The 23,012-nt window shown below is 72.5% G+C and carries 19 protein-coding genes; 7 read left to right on the top strand and 12 right to left on the bottom strand.

The window, feature by feature from the left end; genetic code table 11:
• Positions 1-4 precede the first annotated feature (4 nt).
• On the top strand, positions 5-454 hold the full coding sequence (locus tag QFZ75_RS09295) for an ATP-binding protein (protein WP_307535444.1): 450 nt from the start codon (positions 5-7) through the stop codon (positions 452-454).
• A 43-nt stretch (positions 455-497) separates the two neighbouring features.
• Here the strand turns inward: QFZ75_RS09295 and QFZ75_RS09290 are convergent, their stop codons facing one another.
• Positions 498-1,784 (bottom strand): MFS transporter, encoded by a 1,287-nt coding sequence (locus tag QFZ75_RS09290; RefSeq protein ID WP_307535442.1) that lies wholly within the window; start codon positions 1,782-1,784, stop codon positions 498-500.
• A 232-nt stretch (positions 1,785-2,016) separates the two neighbouring features.
• Positions 2,017-3,282, bottom strand: a complete 1,266-nt coding sequence (locus QFZ75_RS09285) for an MFS transporter (protein WP_307535440.1) — start codon at positions 3,280-3,282, stop codon at positions 2,017-2,019.
• 119 nt (positions 3,283-3,401) lie between these two features.
• Between QFZ75_RS09285 and QFZ75_RS09280 the strand changes: the two genes are divergently transcribed.
• Complete coding sequence (locus QFZ75_RS09280) at positions 3,402-3,980, top strand: TetR family transcriptional regulator (protein WP_307535439.1); 579 nt, start codon at positions 3,402-3,404, stop codon at positions 3,978-3,980.
• Positions 3,981-4,024: 44 nt separating this feature from the next.
• Here QFZ75_RS09280 and QFZ75_RS09275 read toward each other — a convergent pair whose 3' ends face one another.
• From QFZ75_RS09275 to QFZ75_RS09245, 7 genes are all read right to left on the bottom strand, one after another.
• Positions 4,025-4,252 carry a hypothetical protein gene (locus QFZ75_RS09275; protein WP_307535437.1) on the bottom strand — a complete coding sequence of 76 codons (228 nt, stop codon included), beginning with the start codon at positions 4,250-4,252 and terminating at the stop codon, positions 4,025-4,027.
• Positions 4,253-4,388: 136 nt separating this feature from the next.
• A complete protein-coding gene (locus tag QFZ75_RS09270) occupies positions 4,389-7,361 on the bottom strand; it encodes a glycoside hydrolase family 2 TIM barrel-domain containing protein (protein WP_307535435.1) in 2,973 nt (990 codons plus the stop codon).
• A 12-nt stretch (positions 7,362-7,373) separates the two neighbouring features.
• A complete protein-coding gene (locus QFZ75_RS09265) occupies positions 7,374-8,228 on the bottom strand; it encodes a carbohydrate ABC transporter permease (RefSeq protein ID WP_307535433.1) in 855 nt (284 codons plus the stop codon).
• A complete protein-coding gene (locus QFZ75_RS09260; RefSeq protein ID WP_307535431.1) occupies positions 8,225-9,187 on the bottom strand; it encodes a carbohydrate ABC transporter permease in 963 nt (320 codons plus the stop codon). Before QFZ75_RS09260 ends, QFZ75_RS09265 begins: the two co-directional genes overlap by 4 nt.
• 20 nt (positions 9,188-9,207) lie before the next feature.
• Positions 9,208-10,473, bottom strand: a complete 1,266-nt coding sequence (locus QFZ75_RS09255; RefSeq protein ID WP_307535429.1) for an ABC transporter substrate-binding protein — start codon at positions 10,471-10,473, stop codon at positions 9,208-9,210.
• Between the two features lie 286 nt (positions 10,474-10,759).
• A complete protein-coding gene (locus QFZ75_RS09250) occupies positions 10,760-12,025 on the bottom strand; it encodes an ROK family transcriptional regulator (protein ID WP_307535427.1) in 1,266 nt (421 codons plus the stop codon).
• A 208-nt stretch (positions 12,026-12,233) separates the two neighbouring features.
• Positions 12,234-13,490, bottom strand: coding sequence for an FAD-binding protein (locus QFZ75_RS09245; RefSeq protein ID WP_307535425.1), 1,257 nt, complete (start codon positions 13,488-13,490; stop codon positions 12,234-12,236).
• Between the two features lie 150 nt (positions 13,491-13,640).
• Here QFZ75_RS09245 and QFZ75_RS09240 point away from each other — a divergent pair, with 150 nt between their 5' ends.
• From QFZ75_RS09240 to QFZ75_RS09220, 5 genes are all read left to right on the top strand, one after another.
• Positions 13,641-14,993: a radical SAM protein gene (locus tag QFZ75_RS09240; RefSeq protein WP_307535424.1), complete on the top strand. Its 1,353-nt coding sequence runs from the start codon at positions 13,641-13,643 to the stop codon at positions 14,991-14,993.
• 192 nt (positions 14,994-15,185) lie between these two features.
• Positions 15,186-16,712, top strand: coding sequence for a cellulose-binding domain-containing protein (locus tag QFZ75_RS09235; protein WP_307535422.1), 1,527 nt, complete (start codon positions 15,186-15,188; stop codon positions 16,710-16,712).
• Between the two features lie 258 nt (positions 16,713-16,970).
• A complete protein-coding gene (gene rsgA / locus QFZ75_RS09230; RefSeq protein ID WP_307535420.1) occupies positions 16,971-18,089 on the top strand; it encodes a ribosome small subunit-dependent GTPase A in 1,119 nt (372 codons plus the stop codon).
• A 143-nt stretch (positions 18,090-18,232) separates the two neighbouring features.
• Positions 18,233-19,678 carry a DNA-3-methyladenine glycosylase 2 family protein gene (locus QFZ75_RS09225; protein ID WP_373466033.1) on the top strand — a complete coding sequence of 482 codons (1,446 nt, stop codon included), beginning with the start codon at positions 18,233-18,235 and terminating at the stop codon, positions 19,676-19,678.
• A complete protein-coding gene (locus QFZ75_RS09220) occupies positions 19,675-20,277 on the top strand; it encodes a methylated-DNA--[protein]-cysteine S-methyltransferase (RefSeq protein WP_373465830.1) in 603 nt (200 codons plus the stop codon). Before QFZ75_RS09225 ends, QFZ75_RS09220 begins: the two co-directional genes overlap by 4 nt.
• Here QFZ75_RS09220 and QFZ75_RS09215 read toward each other — a convergent pair.
• The 3 genes from QFZ75_RS09215 to QFZ75_RS09205 form a co-directional block, all read right to left on the bottom strand.
• A complete protein-coding gene (locus QFZ75_RS09215) occupies positions 20,216-20,584 on the bottom strand; it encodes a PPOX class F420-dependent oxidoreductase (RefSeq protein WP_307535413.1) in 369 nt (122 codons plus the stop codon). The genes QFZ75_RS09220 and QFZ75_RS09215 overlap by 62 nt on opposite strands.
• 775 nt (positions 20,585-21,359) lie before the next feature.
• Complete coding sequence (locus QFZ75_RS09210) at positions 21,360-21,842, bottom strand: DUF456 domain-containing protein (protein ID WP_307535411.1); 483 nt, start codon at positions 21,840-21,842, stop codon at positions 21,360-21,362.
• 36 nt (positions 21,843-21,878) lie between these two features.
• Complete coding sequence (locus QFZ75_RS09205; protein WP_307535408.1) at positions 21,879-22,898, bottom strand: LuxR family transcriptional regulator; 1,020 nt, start codon at positions 22,896-22,898, stop codon at positions 21,879-21,881.
• Between the last annotated feature and the right edge of the window lie 114 nt (positions 22,899-23,012).

Here is a 23,012-nt window from a genome sequence, read left to right as displayed (position 1 = left end):
ACCCATGCAAGGAGAAACCGGGGTCCAAGTACCCGTCACCGTACGTACGTTCACCCAGCTCTTCAGCTGCACCCCGCGAGGGGCCCGTCTGGCGAGGCGTCTGGCCGCGAACAGGATGGACCTGTGGGGGTACGCGTACGACAGCGGGGCGAGTGAGTCGGTGGCCCTGGTCGTCGCCGAACTCGCGGCCAACGCGGTGCGGCACGGCCGGGTCAGGGGCCGTGACTTCCGCGTACGGCTGCTGATGCGGGCCGGCGAGGACACCGTACGGGTGGAGGTGGCCGACGGGGTGACCGAGCGCCTGCCCGCACCGAGGGAGTCGCCCGGCGCGGACGACGAGGGCGGCCGGGGCCTGTTGCTCGTCACCGCGCTGGCCGACCGGTGGGGAACGGACCTCTGTACGGGAGGCACGCACAAGGTCGTGTGGGCGGAGATCCGGGTGCCGGGCCGCTGAGGAAAGCCGACTGGTGGCCTGCGGTCTCAAGTCCCACTTCCGGTCAGGCCGTCTCCCGTTCCGCCGCCGAAGGCTCGGGCGCGGGCGGCAGCTCTGTGGCCAGGGCAAGGCTCCGGACCTGCGGTGACAGCAGCGCCCCGGCCGCCGCCAGCACGACCAGGGCCGCGCAGCACGCCAGCGCCTCGCGGATGCCCAGCGCGCCGGCGACCGGACCGGCCGCGAGCAGCCCCAGCGGGGCGAAGCCCAGGGCGCCGAACCAGCCGTACGAACTGACGCGGGACAGGGCCTCCTCGGGGATCTCCCGCTGGAGTGCGGTGGACCAGAGCACCGCGCCGACCGCCGTGGTGACGCCCGAGCAGCACATCGCGGCGGCGGTCGCCCAGGGCGGGGCGGACGCGGCGAGCAGCGCGATCGGCAGCGCGGCCGGGAACGTGGCCAGCACCGCCAGCCGTACGGGCCGCTCCACCCGGACCCGTACCGCGAGACCCGCGCCGGCGACGGTGCCCAGGGCCTGGGCCGCCACGATCAGCGACCAGGCCCGCGCGCCGCCCAGGTGCTCCTGCGCCACCAGCGGGCCCAGGACGCCGATGGTCGCGTTGAGGCCGGCGACCACCACGGCGGAGTGGGCGACGACGACCCACAGCCACTGCCGGGAGGTGAACTCCCGCCAGCCCTCCTTCAGGTCCTCCCACCCCGACGACGCCTTCGCCCGGCGTCGCGCGGAGACCCGCAGCCGGGCGGTGAGGACCGCGCTGACGACGAAGGACGCGGCGTTGACGGCCAGCGCCCAGCCGGCCCCGAGCCATGCCACGACGACGCCGGAGAGGGACAGGCCGAGCAGGAGGGAGGTGTTGGTGCAGACCCGCAGCAGCCCGTTGGCCCGCTGGAGCCTGTCCGGCGGGACGACCAGCGGCACCAGCCCGTCCATCGCCGGTGAGAACAGCGCGGTCGCGGTGCCCGCCACCACCGCCAGTGCGCACAGGGCGGTCAGCGGGGCGTGCCCGGACAGCACCAGAGCGGCCAGCCCGGCGTAGGCGGCGGCGCCGACGGCGTCGGCGGTCACCATCAGCCGCGCCCGGGGCAGCCGGTCCGCGATCACCCCGCCCAGCAGGACGAACACCAGCTGGGGCAGCGCCTGGCAGGCCAGCACCAGCGACAGCCGGCCCGGGGTCGCGCCGGGCAGCGCCAGCACGGCGAAACCGAGGGCCACGCGGGCGAAGCCGTTGCCCAGGACGGAGACGGTCCGGGCGGAGGCGAGCAGCAGGAACCGCGGTTCGTTCCGGAGGGCGCGCTGAGGCGACGGGGCACGGTGAGGCGATACGGCAGACACGGCGCCGCACTCTACGCGGCACGGCGCGCGGCACGCACGGAGCAGGCAGCGCCGGGCCGGGCCGGCCGGGGCAGGGCCCGGCCGGTGAACAGCCGATCGGCAGCGATCAGCCCGGCGACCCGGTCGTCGCGCGTCGGCCCTCCCGGGTCCCGGGTCCGGGCCGCCGGTCCACGGGACCCGGTCCACGGGCGGCGGGGACGCCCGGCCCGCCCACCAGACGGTGCCACCGCCGTCAGACGCTCTGCGCGGTCGAGGTCGAGGTCAAGGCCGAGGTCGAGGTCGTGGCCGTGGCCGCAGGACGGCGTCGTACGGCTGCCGCCGCCCAGCACAGGAGCAGCCACACCCCCGCCACGGCGCACACCGCGCCCCAGCCCCCACGGCTGTAGGCGGGTCCGGCCACAGCGGAGACGAGGGCGCCGCCGGCGAAGGCGGAGACGACGTACGCGGTGTTCGCGGTCGCCGGGACCGAGGTGGTGGTCAGGACCAGCGTCTGGTTGGCGATCTGGGAGGCCACCAGAGCGGCATGGACCATGACGGCGGCCGCGCACAGCGCCACCATCGTGTGCCCGCCCAGCCAGAACAACAGCACGGACACGGCCGCGAGCAGGTACGAGACGGTGACGACCTTGGCCGCGCCGAAGCGGTCCACCAGCCCGCCCGCGAGCGGGGCCATCGCGCTCGCCGTCAGGCCGAACAGGCCGAACAGACCGGCCGTCGCGGTGGACAGACCGTACGAGGAGTTCGTCAGCAGGAGGGCGAGGGAGGTCCACACGGCGCTCCAGGCTCCGTACATGCCGGCCTGCCGGACACAGGCGCGCCACAGATCGGGGGAGCGGCGCACCAGGCCGGGCATCGCGGCGAGTCCCGCGAACAGCGGACCCTTGCGGCGGCGCCGTTCGACGGGCAGCACGAACGAGGTGATGACACCCATCAGCGCCGTCAGCGCCGCCGCGCCCGCGAACACCGCCCGCCAGCCGAAGGCCTGGCCGAGCACGCCGCCCAGGACCCGGGCCGCGACGATGCCCATGAACAGGCCCGCGACCACGGCGGCGACGTGCCGGGCCCGGTGGTGGGCAGGGGCGCGCTCGGCCACGAGCGGCACGAGCAGCTGCGGTACGACGGTGACCGCCGAGGCGACGAGCACCGCCGCGGCGAGCATGTGCGTTCCGCCGGACACGGCGCCCACGAGCAGCGCGGCGGCGGTGACCAGCGACAGGACGCCCACCATCCGGCGCCGGCTGAAGCTGTCGCCGAGGGGTGCGAAGAAGAGGAGGCCGAGCGCGTAGCCGAGCTGGGCGACGGAGGCGATCCACGCGACACCCGAGGCCGTGGAGCCGAAGTCCCGGGCGATGAGGGGAAGCAGCGACGCCGCGAGGTAGACGTTGGCGACGGTGACGGCGGTGCACAGGGCGATCAGGGGCAGGAACAGACGCGAGACAGGGCCGGCCGTCTCCCGGCTGACGGCCCGAGTCTCCTGTACGGGGGCGGCTGACGGCATCACTGAGGTGGCTCCTTGTGTATCAACTAACCAGTTGGTTGCAATGGCGAGTATGGAGTCACCTGCGGAAACATGTCAACCAACTAGTTGGTTGTGAGATGTGGGGCTAGTCTGTCCCCATGGCAGCAAAGGACCCCGAGGCCACCAAGGCCCGGATCTTCGAGGCGGCGACCGCCGAATTCGCCGACTACGGCATCGCGGGCGCCCGGGTGGACCGGATCGCGGCATCGGCCAAGGCCAACAAGCAGTTGATCTACGCGTACTTCGGCAACAAGGCCGAACTGTTCGCGCACGTTCTGGAGCGGTCCATGGTCGACCTCGCGGCCTCCGTCCCCGTCGACCCCGACGACATCGAGGGCTGGATGGACCGGCTGATGGACTACCACGCCGCGCACCCCGAACTGCTGCGCCTGCTCTTCTGGGAGGGCCTGGAGTACGGCACCTCCGAGCTGCCCCACGAGGAGCAGCGCCAGGAGCACTACTCCCGCAAGGTCGCCGCGCTGCGCGACGGCCAGGAGCGGGGCGTGGTCGGCAGCGCGATCCCGGCCCCCGACCTGCTGTTCCTGCTGGTCGCGATGGCCAACTGGGCGTCCTTCGTGCCGCAGATGGCCCGCATCCTCGTCGGAGGCGAGGACGCCGACGCCCAGCGGTTGCGCGACTCCATGAAGGAAGCGGCACGCAGGCTCATCGCCCGCTGAAGTCCTGAAGCGCCTGCGGTCCCGCGGCGGACGGGCCATGTCGTTCAGCCGCAGGCGTTCCCGACGTGTTCGTGCCGGTCGTGCCGGTCGTGCCGGTTGCCGCGGCGAGCAGGACGGCGATCGGCAGGACCAGGGTCCAGGGCGCGGGCCGGCCGGTGGCGAAGGCTGTCACCGGCTCGACCGCCGACGGTCCGGCCGAACTCACCCGGCGCCGCGTCGGGCACGTCCACCTGGAGGGACCGGCCGTCACCGTTGTACGGGTGGACGCTCACCTCGTCGACGATCGAGCCGACCGACCGGCCGGGGTCCGGGCAGACGCCGGGCGGGCACGGCGGCCGTCCTCTCCGGCTGGACGGGGATCGTGGTGCGGGTGGACGACTTCCGACCCCCGCCCGGCCGGTGGCGGTGTCAGCCGCCGCTCTCCGAGAACGCGGTCTCCGAGAACACGAAGGAGAACTCCGCCGGTCGCGCCCGCAGTTGGTACTGCGGCAGCGCGCCCGGGCCGCAGGACTGTGAGCCGATGCCCTGCTGGCCGTGGTCGAGGTTGACCCAGACCGTGTCGCCGGGCGTCAGGTCCGTCAGATGGTCCGCCGCGTCCAGCTGCTCGCTCGTCCAGCGGCGGGCCGTGAACCAGAACGCACCCCCGCCCTCGGCGCGCAGCGCAGGGAAGCCCGGCCCCCGGCCGATCTCCGCCCAGCGGACGCCGGAGCGGGCGCCGTTCTCCTGCGGGCGGACGTACGGCGTCTGCAGGTCGTCCACCGTGGACTCCCAACGGCCCAGCATCGCGGCCGTGCCGGTGTCCGGGTACGCCTCGCCCGGACCACCGCCGTGCCACCTCACCCGGTCGCCGTCGAACAGCCCCAGGCGGACGCCGAGCCGGGGCAGCGGCACCTGCCAGTCGCCCTCCGGCGTCACCGACACGGCCAGCTTCAGCCTCGTCCCGTCGGAGGTCCACCGGTAGACCGTGCGCAGAGCCAGGTCCGACGCGGCCGGCGCCACCCGGGTGCGTACCGTCAGGGCGTCCTCGGACAACTCCACGGCTTCCAGGCGGTGTTGCATCCGGTGCAGGCCGAGCTTGCGCCACAGCACGCCGTAGCGGATGTCGGGCTGCCAGGCCGCGCCGAAGTCGTTGTCGGTCGGGGCCCGCCACACGTCCAGCTTCAGGCCGGTGACGTCGATCCCCCCGACGGTCGCCAACTCACCCGTGCGGGCGGTGAACACGGCCGGTCCGAGCGCAATGCCTCCCCGGCCGTCGGGAACGGGACGACGGCGGGCCGTGACACCGATCAACTGACGTGGCGCACGCCATAGTTGGATCCATGCCACCACATGCCCCTTCGGTCCCCAGGGCGTGTCCCCGGCGAGTACCGCCCGGACCGTCCACCTGGTCTCCGTCTCGTGCACGTCCACCGGGGGCTCGGGCAGCTCCACGTCGGCGGAGTCGCCCGGCGCGAGCGCGGGCACGGTCAGGGTGCCGGTTCCCACCTTCTCGCCGTCGACGTCGTACGACCACTCGAAGGCCAGCGCCGACAGGTCCGCGAAGTCGTACCGGTTGGTGATCCGGACCACGCCGTCGACGCCGTCGCCCTCCATGCGGACCGGCTCGACGACCTTCTTGTACTCCAGGAGTCCGGGGGAGGGCGTGCGGTCCGGGAAGACCAGTCCGTCGCAGACGAAGTTCCCGTCGTGCAGCTCCTCGCCGAAGTCACCGCCGTACGCGAAGCCGTACCGCTCGTCCTCGATGCCGTGGTCGATCCACTCCCAGACGAAGCCGCCCTGGATCCGGTCGTGCGTCTCGAAGAGCCTCTGATAGTCGGCGAGTCCGCCCGGTCCGTTGCCCATGGCGTGCGCGTACTCGCACTGGATGAAGGGGAGTTCGCGCCGTTTGAGCGGGCCGCCGTCCTGGCCTCGGCCGATCCGGTCGACCTCCGCGTGGTCCGCGTACATCCGCGAGTACACGTCCGTGTCACGGCAGTTCCGGTCGCCCTCGTAGTGGATGAGCCGCGAGCCGTCCCGGCCGCGGATCCACTCGGCCATGGCGGTGAGGCCGCGGCCGGTGCCCGCCTCGTTGCCCAGCGACCAGATGACGATCGAGGGATGGTTCTTGTCGCGCTCGACCATCCGGGCCGCCCGGTCCAGGAGCGCCGGGGTCCAGCGGTCGTCGTCCACCGGGTTGTCGCGCCAGTCCTGCTCGGTGAAGCCGTGGGTCTCCAGGTCGCACTCGTCGACGACCCACAGCCCGTACTCGTCGCACAGGTCGAGGAAGGCCGGGTGCGGCGGGTAGTGCGAGGTGCGCACCGCGTTCACGTTGTGCCGCTTCATCAGCAGCACGTCCTCGCGCATGGTCTCCAGGTCCAGCGCGCGGCCGTGCTCGGGGTGCCACTCGTGCCGGTTGACGCCCTTGAAGAGGACCGCCCGGCCGTTGACCTTGATCAGGCCGTCCTCCAGCACGACCGTACGGAACCCGATGCGCAGCGGGACCCGCTCGCCGGGCGTGACCAGCACGGCGTCGTACAGGTACGGCGTCTCGGCGGTCCAGGGCCGCACCGGCACGGTGATGACCTGTCCGGTCTCGACATCGATGTCCAGGCCCGGCACGAGGACGCGGCCGTCGACGTCGGAGTCGACGCGCAGGCTCCCGGTGCCCTCGCGGTGGTCGTAGGAGGCGTGCACGAAGAAGTCGAGCGCACTGCCCGCGGGCCGGTGCAGCAGCGTGACGTCCCGGAAGATGCCGGGCAGCCACCACTGGTCCTGGTCCTCCAGGTACGAGCCCGCCGACCACTGGTGGACCCGCACGGCCAGCACGTTCCCGGTGGGCCGCAGCAGGTGCCCGACCGCGAACTCGTGCGGCAGCCGCGAGCCCTTGAACTCCCCGATGTCCGTGCCGTTCAGCCACACCCGGGCGCAGGACTCGACCCCGTCGAAGCGCAGGACGGCGCCCCCGGCCCCCTTGGCATCCGAGACATCGGGCCAGTCGTCCGGCAGGTCGAAGTACCGCAGATGGTCTCCGGTCGGGTTCTCCGTAGGCACCCTCGGCGGGTCCACCGGGAAGGGATAGAGATGGTTGGTGTAGATCGGCGCACCGAACTCCCTGTCACCGTTGCCCTGGAGGACCCAGTGCCCGGGCACCGCCACCTCCGCCCAGTCCCCGCAGTCGTACCCCCGCTCGGCGAAGGAGTCGTCCTCGGCGTCGGCCGTCGCCGACAACCGGAACCGCCAACTGCCGTTCAGGGAGAGGGAGGCGGCGTCGGAGGACGCGTACCACGCCCGGGGCGGCAACACGCCGCTCCCGGGCGAGACGTCCTCGACGTACGCGACGGACGGGGACGGGTACGCGACGGCCGGGGACGTGAAATCGGGCGGGGTGGTGCGGAAAGACATCGTTCTCCTAGATCAGCCCTTGATGCCGGTCTGCGCGACCCCCTGCACCAGCCAGCGCTGGAGGAACAGGAACACGAGCACCAGGGGCAGGATGGAAATGGCGGTGGCCATGAAGATCAGATGGAAGTTGACCGTCTGGTTCGTCATGTACGAGGAGAGCGCGACCTGCACGGTCCACGCCTCCTGGTCCTGGCCGATGACCAGGGGCCACAGGAAGGCGTTCCAGCCGCTGATGAAGGTGATGGTCGCGATGGCGGCGAAGAAGTTCAGCGAGTTGGGCACGACGATGCGCCAGTACGCACCCCAGTACCCGAGCCCGTCCACCCGCGCCGCCTCCTCCAGTTCTTTGGGGAACCCCAGGAAGTACTGCCGGAACAGGAAGCAGGTGAAACCACTGAAGAGGCCCGGAACGATGAGACCTTGCATACTCGACACCCAGCCGAGCGACGAGACCAGCACGAAGCTCGGTACGAAGGTGACGGCGGCCGGCACCATCAGGGTCACCAGGACCGCGTAGAAGATCCTGTCGGCGTGCTTGTACGGGATGCGGGCCAGGCCGTAGCCCGCGAGCGAACAGACCAGCAGGGTGCCGAGGGTGTGCAGGACCCCGACGACCGCCGAGTTCGCGAGGGACCGGCCGAACGGCACGGTCGTGTCGTCGAACAGCTCGGTGAGATTTCCCCACTGGATGTCGGCGGGGAACCACTGCCAGTCCTCGCCGGTGATCTCGGCGTCCGTGGACAGGGCGTTGCGGACGATCAGGTAGAAGGGGACGAGGAAGAGCAGCGCGCAGACGGCGGTGGCGAAGTAGAGGCCGGCGGAGCCGAGCACACCACGCCGGGTACGGGGCGGGTTCACGGTCGTCATCCGGAGTCGTCCCTCCTGCCGAAGCCCAGGAACCTGCCCTGGAGCAGGGTCACCATGCAGATCAGCAGCGTCAGGACGACCGCGCCCGCGCTGCCCGCTCCGTAGTCCTGGTCGTCGCCCAGAGCCGTGTAGTACAGCTCGACGAGCGGCGGGCGGCCCCAGGTCGTCTTCGCGAGCAGGTTGAAGAACTCGTCGAAGGCCTGGTAGGCGGCCACGAGCAGCAGCAGGACCACGGCGGTCGAGGTGGCCCGCAACTGGGGCAGGGTGATGTGGCGGAAGGTCTGCCAGCCGGGCCTGGCACCGTCGATGGCGGCGGCCTCGTAGAGCTCCGGCGGGATGTTCTGCAGGGCCGCCAGGAACAGGATCATGTAGAAGCCGGCCTGCAGCCACAGCCGGACGGACACGACGACCAGCCAGTACCAGGGCGGGTTCGGGTCGGCCAGCCAGGCGGTGTTCGCGACGCCGAACCAGCCGAGGACGGTGTTCATCAGACCGAAGCGGACCCCGCTGAAGACGGACATCTTCCAGATCAGCGAGGCGGCGACGAAGCTGCACGCCGTCGGGAGGAAGAAGACCGACCGGAAGAACGCCTTCAGGAAGCGCAGCCGGTGCACCATCAGGGCGAGGCCCAGCGACAGCGCCCAGGTGACCGGCACGATGATCGCGGCGAAGACGGTGAAGGTGACGAGCGAACCGGTGAAGTCGCCGTTCGTCAGCATCAGCCGGTAGTTGTCGAAGCCGACGAACGTGTCGGGGGTGACCGTGTAGCGCGCCTCGAAGAAGCTGAGCCACAGACTCCAGCCGATGGGGACGTAGACGAAGATCACCAGGCCGGCGAGAAACGGCCCGGTGAAGATCCAGAAGCTGAGCGTGCTGCCCCGTACGCCCTTGCGCGGCCCGGCCTCGGCGGCCTCGGCCGGCGAGGGGCGGGTGGCGTCACGTGTCGTGGTGGTCGACATGGCGCTGCCTGTCCGCCGGCTTATCCGAACAGCTTCTTGAGTTCGCGGTCGACCTTCACGTCCGCCGCGTCGAGGGCCTTCTCCGGATCCATGCCCTTGCGGACCGCGTTGGCGACCACTTCCTCCAGCGCCGTGATCATCGCCTGCGTCCAGGAGATGTTGTCGAAGCGTCCGTAGTCGGTGAAGAGCTTGACGCCCTCGGCGGGCAGACCCGACTTGAGCTTGGTGGCGGACGCGGCGATCGAGGTGCGCGGGGGTATGTGGAAGCCGTAACCGAGCGCCCAGTCCTCCTGGTACTTCTTCCGGTCGATCCACAGCCACTTCACGTATTCCTTGGCCAGATCCACGTTCTTGCCCTTGGCGTTGACGAACATCGACCAACCGCCGTTGTAGACAGCGGGTCTGGCGCCGGAGGCCGCCGGGGGGAAGGGGAAGACGCCGAGGTCGTCGCCGAGGGCCTTCTGCATCACGGGCATGGCCCACATGCCGCACCACTGGATCGCGGTGAGTCCCTGGACCAGGGCCGAGGGGTCCCAGTAGTCGGCGGGGGCGTCCAGGAGCAGGTGGCCGCTGGTGAACATCTTGCGGTACGTCTTCAGCGCCGCCGCCACGTCGTCGGTGTGGTACGCGATCTCGTTCCTGTCGTTCAGCTGGTCGGCGCCGGCCGCCCAGACCAGGGCGTAGTTCGTCGACACCATGTTGTTGCCGAGGAACAGGCCCTTCACCTTGTCGGTGGTGAGCTTGTCCGCCGCCTCGGCCAGCTCGTCGAGGGTCTGCGGTACCCCGAGACCGGCCTTCTCCAGCAGCGACCTGCGGTAGAAGAAGAACTGCGGGTCGTCGATCATGCGGACGCCGTAGACCTTGCCGTCGACGGTGTGGGACGTGATGTCCGCCGGATTGAAGTCGTCCTTGACCGGGGCGAGGATGTCGTCCAGCGGCGCCACCTGGCCGCTCCTGATCAACTGGAGCTGGGGGTGGAACTCGAAGACGTCCGGGGCGTTGTCGGTGAGCAGCGACGAGAACAGCTTGCTCTCGAAGTTGGTGCCGGTGATCCACTGGGTGCTCACGCGGGCCCCGTCGTAGGCCTTGGCGTACCGCTTGACGGCCTCCTGGGTGCCGGCCTCCCCGTACGCGTGGAAGTACTGCACGAGCCCCTTGCCGGAACTGCCGCCGCCCTCACGGCCGGTGTTGCCGCCGCAGGCGGCCAGCGGGCCGAGGGCGGCGAGGCCCGCGGTGGCCCGCAGTACGGAGCGACGATCCCAGTTGCTGCTGCTCGGTGCCGACATCCTGACGTCCTTGTCTCGAAGGTGGCTGCGGCTCGACATCCCTGTGCGGTGCGGGACGTTAACCTTCGGGTAATGCTTCGGCAAGGGGTTGGACGAAGCCTGCGCGAAGCGTTGCGCGCCGTTAGGAATGCCGGACGCAAAGGTGTGCGGGCCATGCATCAAGGGGCCGGACGCCTTTGATCCACAAGGTTCGGATCAAGCGTGGCGTGGTGCGTCGTTGCGGATGCACATGGTTGTTCCGCCGGCCTGTCACCGGCCTGTCGCCGGGCCGCTCCGGCGCCCGTCGTCACGAAGACGGTGCTGTACGGCCTCTCGCCGGGACGGGGCGCCGCGTGGCGGCGGTCCTGCCGCCCGGGAGTCTCGGGCCCACCGAGTCGAGGGCCCCTTCGAGCGCGAACGTCGCCGCGCCCAGGCAGACCGGGTCCGTGGGAATGGGGGACAGGACGATGTCGGTGCCGGCCAGTGGCCGCTTGAGCGCACGCCGGGCCACGGCCTCGCGCACCTCGTGCAGCAGCGGCTCGCCGAGCGTGGCCGCGACCCAGCTGCTGAGCACGATCACCTCGGGGTCGAGGAGGTTCACCAGGTCGGCGACGGCGGCGCCGAGACAGCGCGCGGTGTCCCGGAGCACCTTCATGGCCACCGGGTCCTGTGCGGCGACCGCCCGTGCGAGGGCGTCGATCGTCGCCGTCTGGTCCTCGGGGTGCAGCAGCGGACTGCCGGGATCCGACTCCCGCAGGTTCAGCATGATTCCGGGCGCGCCGACGTACGTCTCCACGCATCCGCGGTTGCCGCAGTGGCAGGGCCGCCCGTCCAGCACGAGTGTGGTGTGCCCCCACTCGCCGGCGCTGTTGCTGACCCCCCGGTGCAGCCCGCCGCCCAGGACGAGCCCGGCGCCGACCCCCGTGCCGAGGTTCACCACCACGGCGTCCCCGCGCCCGCGCGCGGCCCCGAACCACAGCTCGGCGACCGCGCAGGCGCGCAGCGGGTTGTCCAGGTACAGCGGAAACGCGATGTGCTCGGCGAGGAGGCCGAGCAACGGCACGTCGTGCCAGTCCCAGTTGGGCGCGTACTCCGAGACCCCGGCCTCCCGGTCCACCTGCCCCGGCACGCTGACGCCGACCCCGAGCACCCGTGCGGCCTCGACCCCGGCCTGCGCGACCACCGACCCGACGGCCGAGGCGACCTGGCCGACGACCTGTTCCGGGCGGATCTCACCGGGGCGCATGTCCTCGTCGGCCCGGGCCAGCACGGTCAGCGCGAGGTCGAACAGCTCGACGCGCACGTACGTCTCCGCGATGTCGACGCCGATCAGGGCGCCCCCCGACGTGTCGACGGCCACGAGTCCCCGCGGGCGCCCGCCCGCGGAGTCCTCGAAGCCGACCTCCGTCAGCATCCCGAGGCCGAGCAGCTCACCGACGAGCGTGGCGACCGTGGCGAGACTCAGCCCGGTCGCGGCGGCCAGCTCCTGCCGGGACGTGGGCGAGCGGGCGATGATCTGGCGCAGCACCCCGTAGCGGTTCGCGGTACGGATGTCGCGCGATGTGCGCTTCACCAGAGCGTGCCCCCTCGATCCTCCGGGCCGGTCCAGGTCGCTCCGGGCCGGTCCGGGCAAGTCCGGGCCGTGGCGGAGCCGACGACGACCCCGGCGCGGCGCCAGGCTATGACCGCGGTGCGCTTTCGACAAGGGCTTGGGAAAAGGGTTGCGCGAAGCCCTCCCCGTACGCCGAGGCGGGGGTGGCCGCGCACCGCGGAGGCGGGGATCACGGCTGCGACGGCCGCCCCAGCACCTCGCTCACGAACGTGTTCCGGAACGTGCCCGTCGGGTCGAGTTCCTCCGCGAGAGCCGTGAACGCGCCGATCCGCGGATAGCGGGCACGCAGCGCCCCCGTCGGCACCGCGAACACCTTCCCCCAGTGCGGCCGCGCGTCGAAGGGCGCCAGTGCCTCCTCGATCCGCCGCACCACCGGCAGCACGGCTCCCGCGTCGTCCACCCAGGTGAAGTGGAACGCCACGGTGTCCCGCCCGTACGACGGGCTCAGCCACTGACGGTCGGCGGCCACCGTGCGCACCTCGCAGATCTGCAGCACCGGCGCGATCGTCTCCCGTATCGCGTCGAGAGCCGCCAGGGCGTCGACGGCGTACGGGCGCGGGAGCAGGTACTCCGACTGGATCTCGGAGCCGCTGCTCGGGGTGAACTCGGGACGGAAGTGCGGCAGCCGCTCGTGCCAGGGCCCCGGCACCCCGAACTGCTGGGTGCAGTTCACGGCGGGCATCCCCGGTACCGGATGCACCGCCTCGGTGGCGGGCTCGGCCCACGGGAAGCCGTCCCACGGCGCGTCGGTACGCCGCTTGACCCACGCGTGCACGAACTCCGACCGCCGCCAGTCGGTGAACAGGCTGACGCTGTACGCCGATGCCGAGACCCTCCCGAAGTCCAGGCCGGCGAACGGCAGCCGGCCGAACACCTGCTGGGCGACCTCGAAGGCCGGCTCCAGGTCGAGGGTGAGCGCGGTGACCACACCGAGCGCGCCCAGCGAGGTCACGGCCCCGTCGAAGCGGGCGTCGTCACGGCCGACCGTCAGGGCCGACCCGTCGGCGAGGACCAGCTCGACCTCCCGTACGGGGGACGCCAGCGAGCCGTTCGCGTTGCCGGAGCCGTGGGTACCGGTCGCCACCGAGCCCGCGACGGAGATGTGCGGCAGCGAGGCCATGTTGGGCAGCGCGAGCCCTCGCGCGTGCACCGCCCGCGCCAGCTCCGCGTACCGCACCCCGCCCGCCACCCGGACCGTACGGGCCGCCGTGTCCACCTCGACCGACGGCGGCAGCGCGGTCAGCGAGAGCAGCACGCCCCCGTCGCCCGGGTCGGCCATCAGGTTGAACGAGTGCCCGCTGCCGAGCACCCGCACGCGCCGGCTGCGTGCGATCAGCGCCTGGAGCGCGCCGGGCGAGTCCGGCCGCTCCAGCTCCTTCACGGAGTACGTGACGTTCCCCGCCCAGTTCGTCAGTCCCTCGGCCATCCCTCGCCCCTCCCGTCGGTGCCGTGCCCAGGAAGGACGGCCACAGCTGGAACCTACCCGGACCTGATCAGGGGCCCCGGCCCCGCCCCCGGCGGAGGCGGGGCATACCGTGAGGAGTCGAACACGGTCGCCGGGAGCGAGGAGGACGGGATGGGCAGCCGAACCGCGCTGGTCGAGGATCTGATGGAAAGGTTCCCGCACGTACCGCGGGAGGCCGTCCTCAAGGAGGACCTCCTCCGCGGGGGCGTGGCCTTCGACGACTCCGCGCTCAGCGACAACGAGGGCGGCGACGTCAAGCCGAAGTCGTACTTCATCTTCTCCTTCGACCACGGCACCCTGCCCGAGCTGGGCGAGGCCGCCCTGCGCCGCCCGCCCGAGGAGATCATCCTCACCGGCGGCCCGTACGACCTGCGGCGGACCGTGGTCTCCGTACGCGTCAACCCGTCCTCGCCGTACCGGGTCGCCGCGGGCCCGGACGGCCTGCTCGGGCTGTACCTCGACGGGAGGCGGATCTCGGACGTCGGGGTGCCGCCGATGCCGGAGTACTACCGGCACAAGCTCTCCAACGGGAAGTCCGTCATGGAGGTGGCCCCGACGATCCAGTGGGGCTACCTGATCTACCTCACGGTCTTCCGGGTCTGCCAGTACTTCGGCGCCAAGGAGGAGTGCCAGTACTGCGACATCAACCACAACTGGCGCCAGCACAAGGCGGCCGGCCGGCCGTACACCGGAGTGAAGGACGTCGACGAGGTCCTGGAAGCGCTGGAGATCATCGACCGGTACGACACGGCGAAGACGTCCACCGCGTACACGCTGACCGGCGGCGCGATCACCTCCAAGCTGCAGGGCCGCGACGAGGCCGACTTCTACGGCATGTACGCCAAGGCCATCGAGGAGCACTTCCCGGGCCGGTGGATCGGCAAGGTCGTCGCCCAGGCGCTGCCCCGCGACGACGTGCAGCGGTTCAAGGACTACGGCGTGCAGATCTACCACCCCAACTACGAGGTGTGGGACCGCCGGCTCTTCGAGCTGTACTGCCCCGGCAAGGAGCGCTACGTGGGCCGCGAAGAGTGGCACAGGCGCATCCTCGACTCCGCGGAGGTCTTCGGCGCGCGCAACGTCATCCCCAACTTCGTCGCGGGGGTCGAGATGGCCGAGCCCTTCGGATTCACCACGGTCGACGAGGCGATCGCGTCCACGACGGAAGGGCTGCGGTTCTTCATGTCGCAGGGCATCACGCCCCGCTTCACCACCTGGTGCCCCGAGCCGACGACTCCGCTGGGCAAGGCCAACCCGCAGGGCGCGCCGCTGGAGTACCACATCCGGCTGCTGGAGGCCTACCGGTCGACGATGGAGGACTTCGGGCTCTCCTCGCCGCCCGGGTACGGCCCGCCCGGACCGGGCAACGCGGTCTTCTCGGTGAGCTCGTTCATGGACAGCCTCCCGGCGAACGAGGAGCCGGGGAAGGAAGAGGAGGGCACGGGGAAGGTCTCCGTGGGCTGAGGGACCCGGCGGGCCTGGTGGGCTCGGTGGGTCCGGCGGGGCACGCGACAGGCGGTAACCGGATTTGGCGGTGCCGCTTGTCAGTTGTGCGGAGCTCGTGAAAAGCTCGCCCCGTCGCGAGACATCCCCCGCAACTCCCGTACTCAAAAGGTGAGTTGACCCCCCTTGTGGATGCAGGTGAAGCTCCCGCCCATGCCAGACCTGCCGACCCCTCAGGACGCCGCCGAAGCCAGTTTGTTCTCGGAGTGCTGGGACGCGGTTCTTTCCTACGCCGACCTCTGCACCGCCGGCTCCGCCGACGCACGCCCGCTGGCCTCCCAGGCCTTCTCCCGCGGCATACGCGAAGCGCGTGCCGCGGAGGCCGGGACGGGTGGCAAGCACTTCGGCCGCCGGGCGCGCGCGCCCCGGCTGCCCCGGATACCGCTCCTGCTGACCGCCGTGCGCCGGACGGCCGCCGACTGGGAGGCCCAGGGGCAGGGCGGCCGCCTCGACCCCGACCTGCGCCTGTGGCTCAACTCCGACCACGCCGAACGCTTCTGCGGTCCGCCCCTGCACCGGCCGCTGGCGCTGCGTGGACTGCGGGACATGCAGGAACCGGACGCCGCGCTGCTCTGGCTGGCCGAGGTCGAGGCCATGCCGGCGCCCGCCGTGGCCCGCCGGCTCGGCCTCGATCCGGCGGGCGTCGCCGAGGAGCTGCAGCAGGTGCGCGGGGTGTTCCGCGACCGCTGCCACCGCAACCACCTCGACACCCCGCTCTCCGAGGAGTGCCGCAGCTACGCGCGGCTGCTCGACGCGGTCACCCGGTCGCCCGCCGCCGACGTGCCCGAGGACCTGTCGCGGCATCTGGCGCGCTGTGTCGAGTGCGCGGAGGCCGCCGCCTGTCTCAAGCACGCCGGGGGCGGGCTGCCCGGGGCGCTCGCGGGCGGGGTGATCGGCTGGGGCGGGCTCGCCTACCTGGAGCGCCGGCGCCGGGCCGTCGAGTCGGGGCTCAGCCGCAGCGCCGCCGACGACCCGGACGACCCGGCCGGCCGGCCGGAGGAGGGCGGCGGCCGGGCCCGTGTCGGGCGCGCCGGACTGCTGGCCGCCGCGGCCGGGGTCTCGCTGCTGGCGCTCGCCGTCACGCTGGTGCCCTTCGGCCCGGACGACGGCTCCGAGGGCTCCGACGTCACCACGGAGGCGGGACGGCAGCCCGTGGGGCAACAGGTGCCCTCGTTCGACGCCCTGCCGTCCGGGTCCGGGCCCAAGGCCGGGTCGGTGGGCGGATCGACCTCGTCCACGTCGAGCCCGCGGACCCCCGCATCCGGTGCGGACACCGGCTCCCGGTCGCAGAAGGAGGCCCAGGGCGACGCCTCGTCCTCCGCCGAGCAGGACGGGGCGCCCCGGCCCGACCCCAGCGAACCCGCCGTCTGCCACGCCAGGTACGACCTGGTCAGCGAGTGGCCCGACGGGTTCCAGGCCACCGTCACCGTCAGGTCCGACTACGCCCTCGACACCTGGCTCGTCGGCTGGACCTTCCGCGACGGCCAGAAGGTGACCCAGATGTGGGACGGGGACTTCGCCCAGAAGGGCTCCCGCCTGACCGCGAGCGCCGCCGACTACAACAAGTCCGTCGCCGCGGGCGGCTCACTCGCCGTGGGCTTCCTGGCCTCGTGGCGCGACGCGAACTCGACACCGGTGGACTTCACGCTCAACGGACGCAGCTGTACGCATTCGGGCTGAGCCGCCGAGGCGGGCCCGGAAAACTGGTTGGCCCGGGCGGGGCGGCGGGCTAGGGTCTGGTTGTCCGCGCGGTGGGTCCGCCCCGCCGCCGATGCCGTGCCGACGCGATCAGGAGGTGTGAACGATGACTGTCTCTGTGGTGGGCGCTGCCCGCATCCGGAAGTTCATCAAATCCACCTCCGTGGTCTCCGGCTGACCTCTCCTTTCCTCCCGCGCCAGTGAGCGCGGTGCCGGGGCCACCCTTCGAAGGGTCACCCCTTGTCTTTCTCACCCTCTCTCTCTTCTCCGGCTTCTTCGGCTCATCCGCTCGCGCCCTACGGCTGGGACGATGCGTGGGCCGCCGCGTTCGCCCCGCACCTCGAGCGCGGGCTCGTGCCGGGACGGGTCGTACGGGTCGACCGCGGGCAGTGCGATGTCGTCACCGTCGACGGGCCCGTGCGGGTCGACACCGAGTTCGTCACGCCGAACGACCCGCTCCGGGTCATCTGCACCGGTGACTGGGCCGTCGTCGACCCGGGCGGGGACCCCCGCTATGTGCGGGAGTACCTGCCGCGCCGTACCGCCTTCGTGCGGTCGACCTCGTCCAAGAGGTCGGAGGGGCAGATCCTCGCCGCCAACGTGGACTTCGCGATCATCGCGGTGTCCCTGGCGGTGGAACTCGAACTCGGCCGCATCGAGCGGTTCCTGGCACTGGCCTGGGAGTCCGGGGCGCAGCCCCTGGTCGTACTGACCAAGGCCGACCTGGTGCCGGACGCGACGGGCCTCGGCCATCTCGTGCAGGACGTGGAGACCGCGGCGCCGGGCGTCCAGGTGCTGCCGGTCAGCGCCACGGACGGAGCCGGTCTCGACGTGCTCGGCGCCCTCGTGTCGGGCGGTACGTCCGTGCTGCTCGGTCAGTCGGGCGCGGGCAAGTCGACGCTCGCGAACGCGCTGCTCGGCGAGGACGTGATGGCCGTGCAGGCGGCACGCGACGTCGACGGCAAGGGCCGGCACACGACCACGACCCGCAACCTGCTCGTGCTGCCCGGCGGCGGCGTCCTGATCGACACCCCCGGCCTGCGCGGTGTCGGGCTCTTCGACGCCGGCAGCGGAGTCGGACAGGTGTTCGCGGAGATCGAGGAACTGGCCCGCGGGTGCCGGTTCCTGGACTGCGCGCACGTGGCCGAACCGGGCTGCGCGGTGCTGGCCGCGCTGGACTCGGGCGTGCTTGCGGAGCGGCGGCTCGAGAGCTACCGCAAGCTCCTGCGCGAGAACCAGCGGATCATGGCCAAGACCGACGCGCGCGCCCGCTCCGAGCTGCGCAAGGAGTGGAAGCGCCGGGGAGCCGAGGGGCGGGCCGCGATGGAGGCCAAGCGCGGTACCCGGGCCTGGCGCTGAGTTCCCGGGGGTGGGGGTGGGCCGACCGGCTCCGCCCTCCCCCCCCGGCTCCGTTCCCGCCCCCGCCCGGTCGCAGGCGCCGGCAGCGCCGCGTCCGAAATCCGCCAGCCCGCCGGCCGGTGGCGGCGCAGACTGGAGGGGTGATCGACGAGGAGACCGGATACGGAGCCGTACGCAGCCGGGACGCCCGGTTCGACGGGGCGTTCTTCTTCGCCGTGCGGACGACCGGGATCTACTGCCGGCCGAGCTGCCCCGCGGTGACCCCGAAACGCGAGAACGTGCGGTACTACGCCACCGCGGCGGCCGCGCAGGGCTCCGGCTTCCGGGCCTGCCGCAGGTGCCGCCCGGACGCCGCGCCGGGGTCCGCCGAATGGAACGTGCGCGCCGACGTCGTGGGGCGCGCGATGCGGATGATCGGCGACGGCGTCGTGGACCGCGAGGGTGTCGCCGGACTCGCCGTCCGGCTCGGCTACAGCGCCCGCCAGGTGCAGCGGCAGCTCACCGCCGAACTGGGCGCAGGACCGGTGGCCCTCGCCCGCGCCCAGCGCGCCCACACCGCACGCGTCCTGCTGCAGACCACCGCGCTGCCGGTCACCGAGATCGCGTTCGCGGCCGGATTCGCGAGCGTGCGGCAGTTCAACGACACGATCCGGACCGTGTACGCGACCACGCCGACCGGGCTGCGCGCCACCGCGCACCGCAGTGGCGCGCACCGCAGTGGCGCGCACCGGGGAGGTGCGACGCGTGGCCGTGCCGACCGGGGTGACGCGTGCCCCTCGGCCACCCCGTCGGCGGGCATCACGCTGCGCCTCGCCCATCGCGGCCCCTACCAGGCCGCCGCCGTCTTCGACCTGCTCGGCGCCGGGGCCGTCCCGGGCGTCGAGGAGGTGACGGGCGCCCCCGGGTCCCGTACCTACCGCCGGACCCTGCGGCTGCCGTACGGCACGGGGACCGCCGCCGTCGGGGAGCGGCCGGCGGGCGCGTCCGCGCACGGCAGCGGCTGGCTCGACGCCCGCCTGCACCTCACCGACCTGCGGGACCTGACCACCGCCGTGCAGCGGCTGCGCCGCCTCTTCGACCTCGACGCCGATCCGTACGCGGTGGACGAGCGGCTCGGCGCGGACCCGCGGCTCGCCCCACTGGTCCGCGCCAGGCCGGGGCTGCGTTCGCCCGGTGCCGCCGATCCGGAGGAGCTGGCCGTCCGCGCACTCGTCGGACGGGACGGGGCGGCGCGGCTCGCGCGGACGTACGGGAAGGCGCTGGACCGGCCCAGCGGGACGCTCACGCACGTCTTTCCCGCACCGGTCCTGCTCGCGGAGTCCCTCGCGGAGTCCGGTGGCCCGGTGGGCGCCCTCGCCGCCGCCCTCGCGGACGGGAGTCTGCGGCTCGACCCCGGTGCCGACCGGGAGGTGGCGCGGGCCGCGTTGCTCGCCCTGCCCGGCCTGGACGCAGGTGCCGTGGCCGTCATCCGCACCCGCGCGCTCGGCGACCCCGATGTGGCCCCGCCCGGCGCACCCGTTCCCGACGCCTGGCGTCCGTGGCGTTCCTACGCCGTACAGCACCTGGCAGCGGCCCGGCCGAAGCCATGACCACAGCCATGACCGGAACCACGATCAGAGCCACAGCCGGAAGGCGAGGACAAGTGACCACGTACTACACCTCCTTCGACAGTCCCGTCGGTGAACTCCTCCTCACCGCCGACGGGACGGGGACGCTCGACTCCCTCTCCGTGCCCGGCCAGAAGGGCGGGCGCACGGTCGGGCCCGGGTGGCGGTGCGCGCCGGAACTCTTCAAGGAGGCCGAACGACAGCTGGCCGCCTATTTCGCGAACGAACTCAAGGAGTTCGACCTGGAGTTGCGGACGAACGGCACCGAGTTCCGGGAGCGGGTCTGGAACGCCCTCGACGCCGTTCCCTACGGGACGACCACCACGTACGGCGAGATCGCCGCGCGGATCGGCGCCTCGCGCGTCGCCGTGCGGGCCGTCGGCGGGGCGATCGGCGCCAATCCGCTGCTGATCGTCCGCCCGTGCCACCGCGTGATCGGCGCGGACGGATCCCTCACCGGGTACGCGGGCGGACTGGAACGCAAGATCCGGCTCCTCGCCCTCGAAGGCCGGGCCCCGTCTACTCCTCCAGCCCCCAGCTGTGGATCCGCCGGGGATGGACGCGGATCAGTTCCTCGCTGAAGAGCGGACCCAACTCGTGCGGTCCGGTCAGCAGTTCGGCCTCCCCGCGGATGTCCACCCCGCGCACCCTCCAGGGACGGACGCTGACGATGTCGTCGATCACGAGGGCGACCTTCGGGTTCTTCTGGAGGTTCCGCCACTTCTTGGTGGTCCCCATGGCATAGCCGCCGATGAGGAGCGTCCCGTCGTCCTGCGGATGGAAGCCGACGGGGTTCGCCTGCGGCTGGCCGTGCTGGTCGACGGTGGCGAGGCGCCCCAGCCGCTGGGATTTTAGGTACGCCCGTTCGACTTCACTGAATGCGGTCATGACTGCAGCCAAACACGGTTCTCACGCCCTCCGCACCGGATCCTGACCCCAGGTCCCAGGACCTGCCCCCAGGATCGTTCGGCGGAAGGCGGCAACACATGGTCGAGGTCGGACGAAGAGACGCCGGCCGGGTCCTGGCCGGCGTGGCCGGTGCCCCGGCCCTCACCCTCACGGGCACGGCCGCGACCCACGCAGGGCCCGAGCGCCCAGGCCCACGGGCCGCCCCCGCGTACTGGACCGGCACCCGGGAGGCCGCCGCCTCCGGCACCGCCGCCCTGCTCCCCGACGCGTCGATCCGCGACGCCGTGCACACGAGCGCCGGCGGTACGGCCGTCCGCGTACGGGTCTCCAACCGGCTCGGCACCCTGCCGCCGGTGCTCGGCGCGGCCACCGTGGCCAGGCAGGAGCCGAACGCGCCCAGGAGCCCGAACGCCCTGTCCGGCACGATGCGCACGCTCGCCTTCGGCGGCCGTAGGAAGATCACCGTGCCGGCCGGCGAGGACGTCGTCAGCGACGCCGTCCCCCTGCGCGTCCCCGCCGCCGCGAACCTCCTCGTCACCCTCCGCACCCCCGGCGGCTCCGGGCCCGCGACCTGTCACCGCGACGCGCTGCAGACCGGTTTCGTCGCCCTGGACGGCCGTCGTGCCGCGGAGCCGAGCGGCGGGGCGTACAGGGCCACGACCGGTTCCTGGTACTACGTGACCGGTGTCGACGTACGCCGTCCGGCGGCCGAGAGGGGCGCGGGCGCCGGTGTCCGAACGCCGCGGGCGCCTGGTCAGCCCCGGATCACCGCGCCCAGCCACGCGCCCGCGATCAGCAGGCAGGCGAACAGCTCCACCAGCACGCTCGTGCCGCCCAGGCGCATCACCGACCGCACCGACGCCACCGCCTCCCCGTGCCCGCCGAGCCGCAGCCGCTCGGCGAGGTAGGCGCCACCGAGGTACCCGGGTATCGCGCCGAGCACCGGAACGACGAAGAAGCCGAGCAGCGCCCCGACCCCCGCGCACACCGCCGTCCGGGGGGTGGCGCCGCTCGAACGCAGTCTGCGCGGCGGCAGCCGCCAGCGGATCACCCGGGCGACGAGGAGGGTGGCGGTGGCGGCCACCAGCACGCCCCAGGAGAGCGGGCGGGGCTCCTCGAACGCCCACCACAGGACCGCGGCCCACACGAGCCACGAGCCCGGCGCGCCGGGCACCAGCACTCCGGCCAGGCCGAGCAGCAGCACCACGCCGACCAGCAGGAGTTCCCACGCTCCCATCTGTCCAGGGTGCCGGAGGACGGGCCCGACCGCAGATCAGTCCCGCGGGCCGCGGGCCACCCAGCCCTTCTCGTACGTGTGCCAGCCGAGCTGGAGCCGGGTCGTCACGCCCGTCAGCTCCATCAGCCGCTTCACCCGGCGCTGCACGGTCCGCAGGCCCAGGTCGAGCTGTTTGGCGACGCTCGCGTCGGTCAGTCCGGCGAGGAGCAGGGAGAGGATCTCGAGGTCGGTGCCGTCGGGTCCGTCCCGCTCCTCCTCGACGACCGCGTCCGGGCCACCCGGCGTGCCGAGGCGCAGCGGCAGGGCGTCCCGCCACACCGACTCGAACAGGCCCGACAGCGATTCGAGCAGGCCGCTCGCGTGCACGACGAGGGCGGCGGGCTCCAGGGTCCGCGAGGTCGTCAGCGGCACCATGGCGAGCGTCCGGTCGGCGACGACCAGCTTGGTCGGCACGGTGTCCACGACCCGTACCCGCTCGTCACGGCCGAGCGCCGCGGAGAGTTCGCTGATGCCGCCCGGCAGGTCCAGGACCGGGCGTTCGACCACCACGCGGTAGCGGACGCCCCGGCCGGCGGCCTGCTCCTCCGCCTCGTTGTCCGTCCCGGACACGACGACGGGATCGCCGGTGACCAGGGCGCACACCTCCTCGCTCGCCCCGAGCTGGAGCTGCAGGAACCGCTGGGCCACCGCGGCGGCGCCGGTCACCACCTCGACCAGGTCGTGCGCGGCGGGCTCGACGGCCTGCGCGCGGTACTCCTCGGCGAGCAGCGCGGCCGTCAGCTCCGCCTGGTCCAGTTCGTGGCGCCGCTGGGTCAGGAGCGCGCCGAGCGCGACCCCGGGCGGGGCGGCGACCCACCGGCCGGGCCGTGCCGACGACTGCGCCGCGAGTCCGTGCCGCTCCAGTCCGCGCAGGGCCCGCTCGGTGTCGTGCTCGCCGAGTGCGAGCCGCCGCGCGAGATCGGGCACGTCGGCGGCGCCCACGGACACCAGTGCCCGGTACGCCGACTCGTGCGTGTCGTCCAGCCCCAGCGCTGTCAGACCTGTCGCTGCCAGCATGCGGCGACCCCCTCCCCGGAAGACCGGCCGTGGCGGAAAACGGCCACGGCGTAAAACCGCCTCGGCACATCATCGCCGTTCGGTCCGGGTCTCTGCCAAGGTGGCGCCGGGGCG

Origin of the sequence: Streptomyces sp. V3I8 (assembly GCF_030817535.1) — a bacterium.
Lineage (GTDB): Bacteria > Actinomycetota > Actinomycetes > Streptomycetales > Streptomycetaceae > Streptomyces.
The sequence above is the reverse complement of the archived record's forward strand: the minus strand, read 5'-3'. Positions and strand labels throughout refer to the sequence as shown.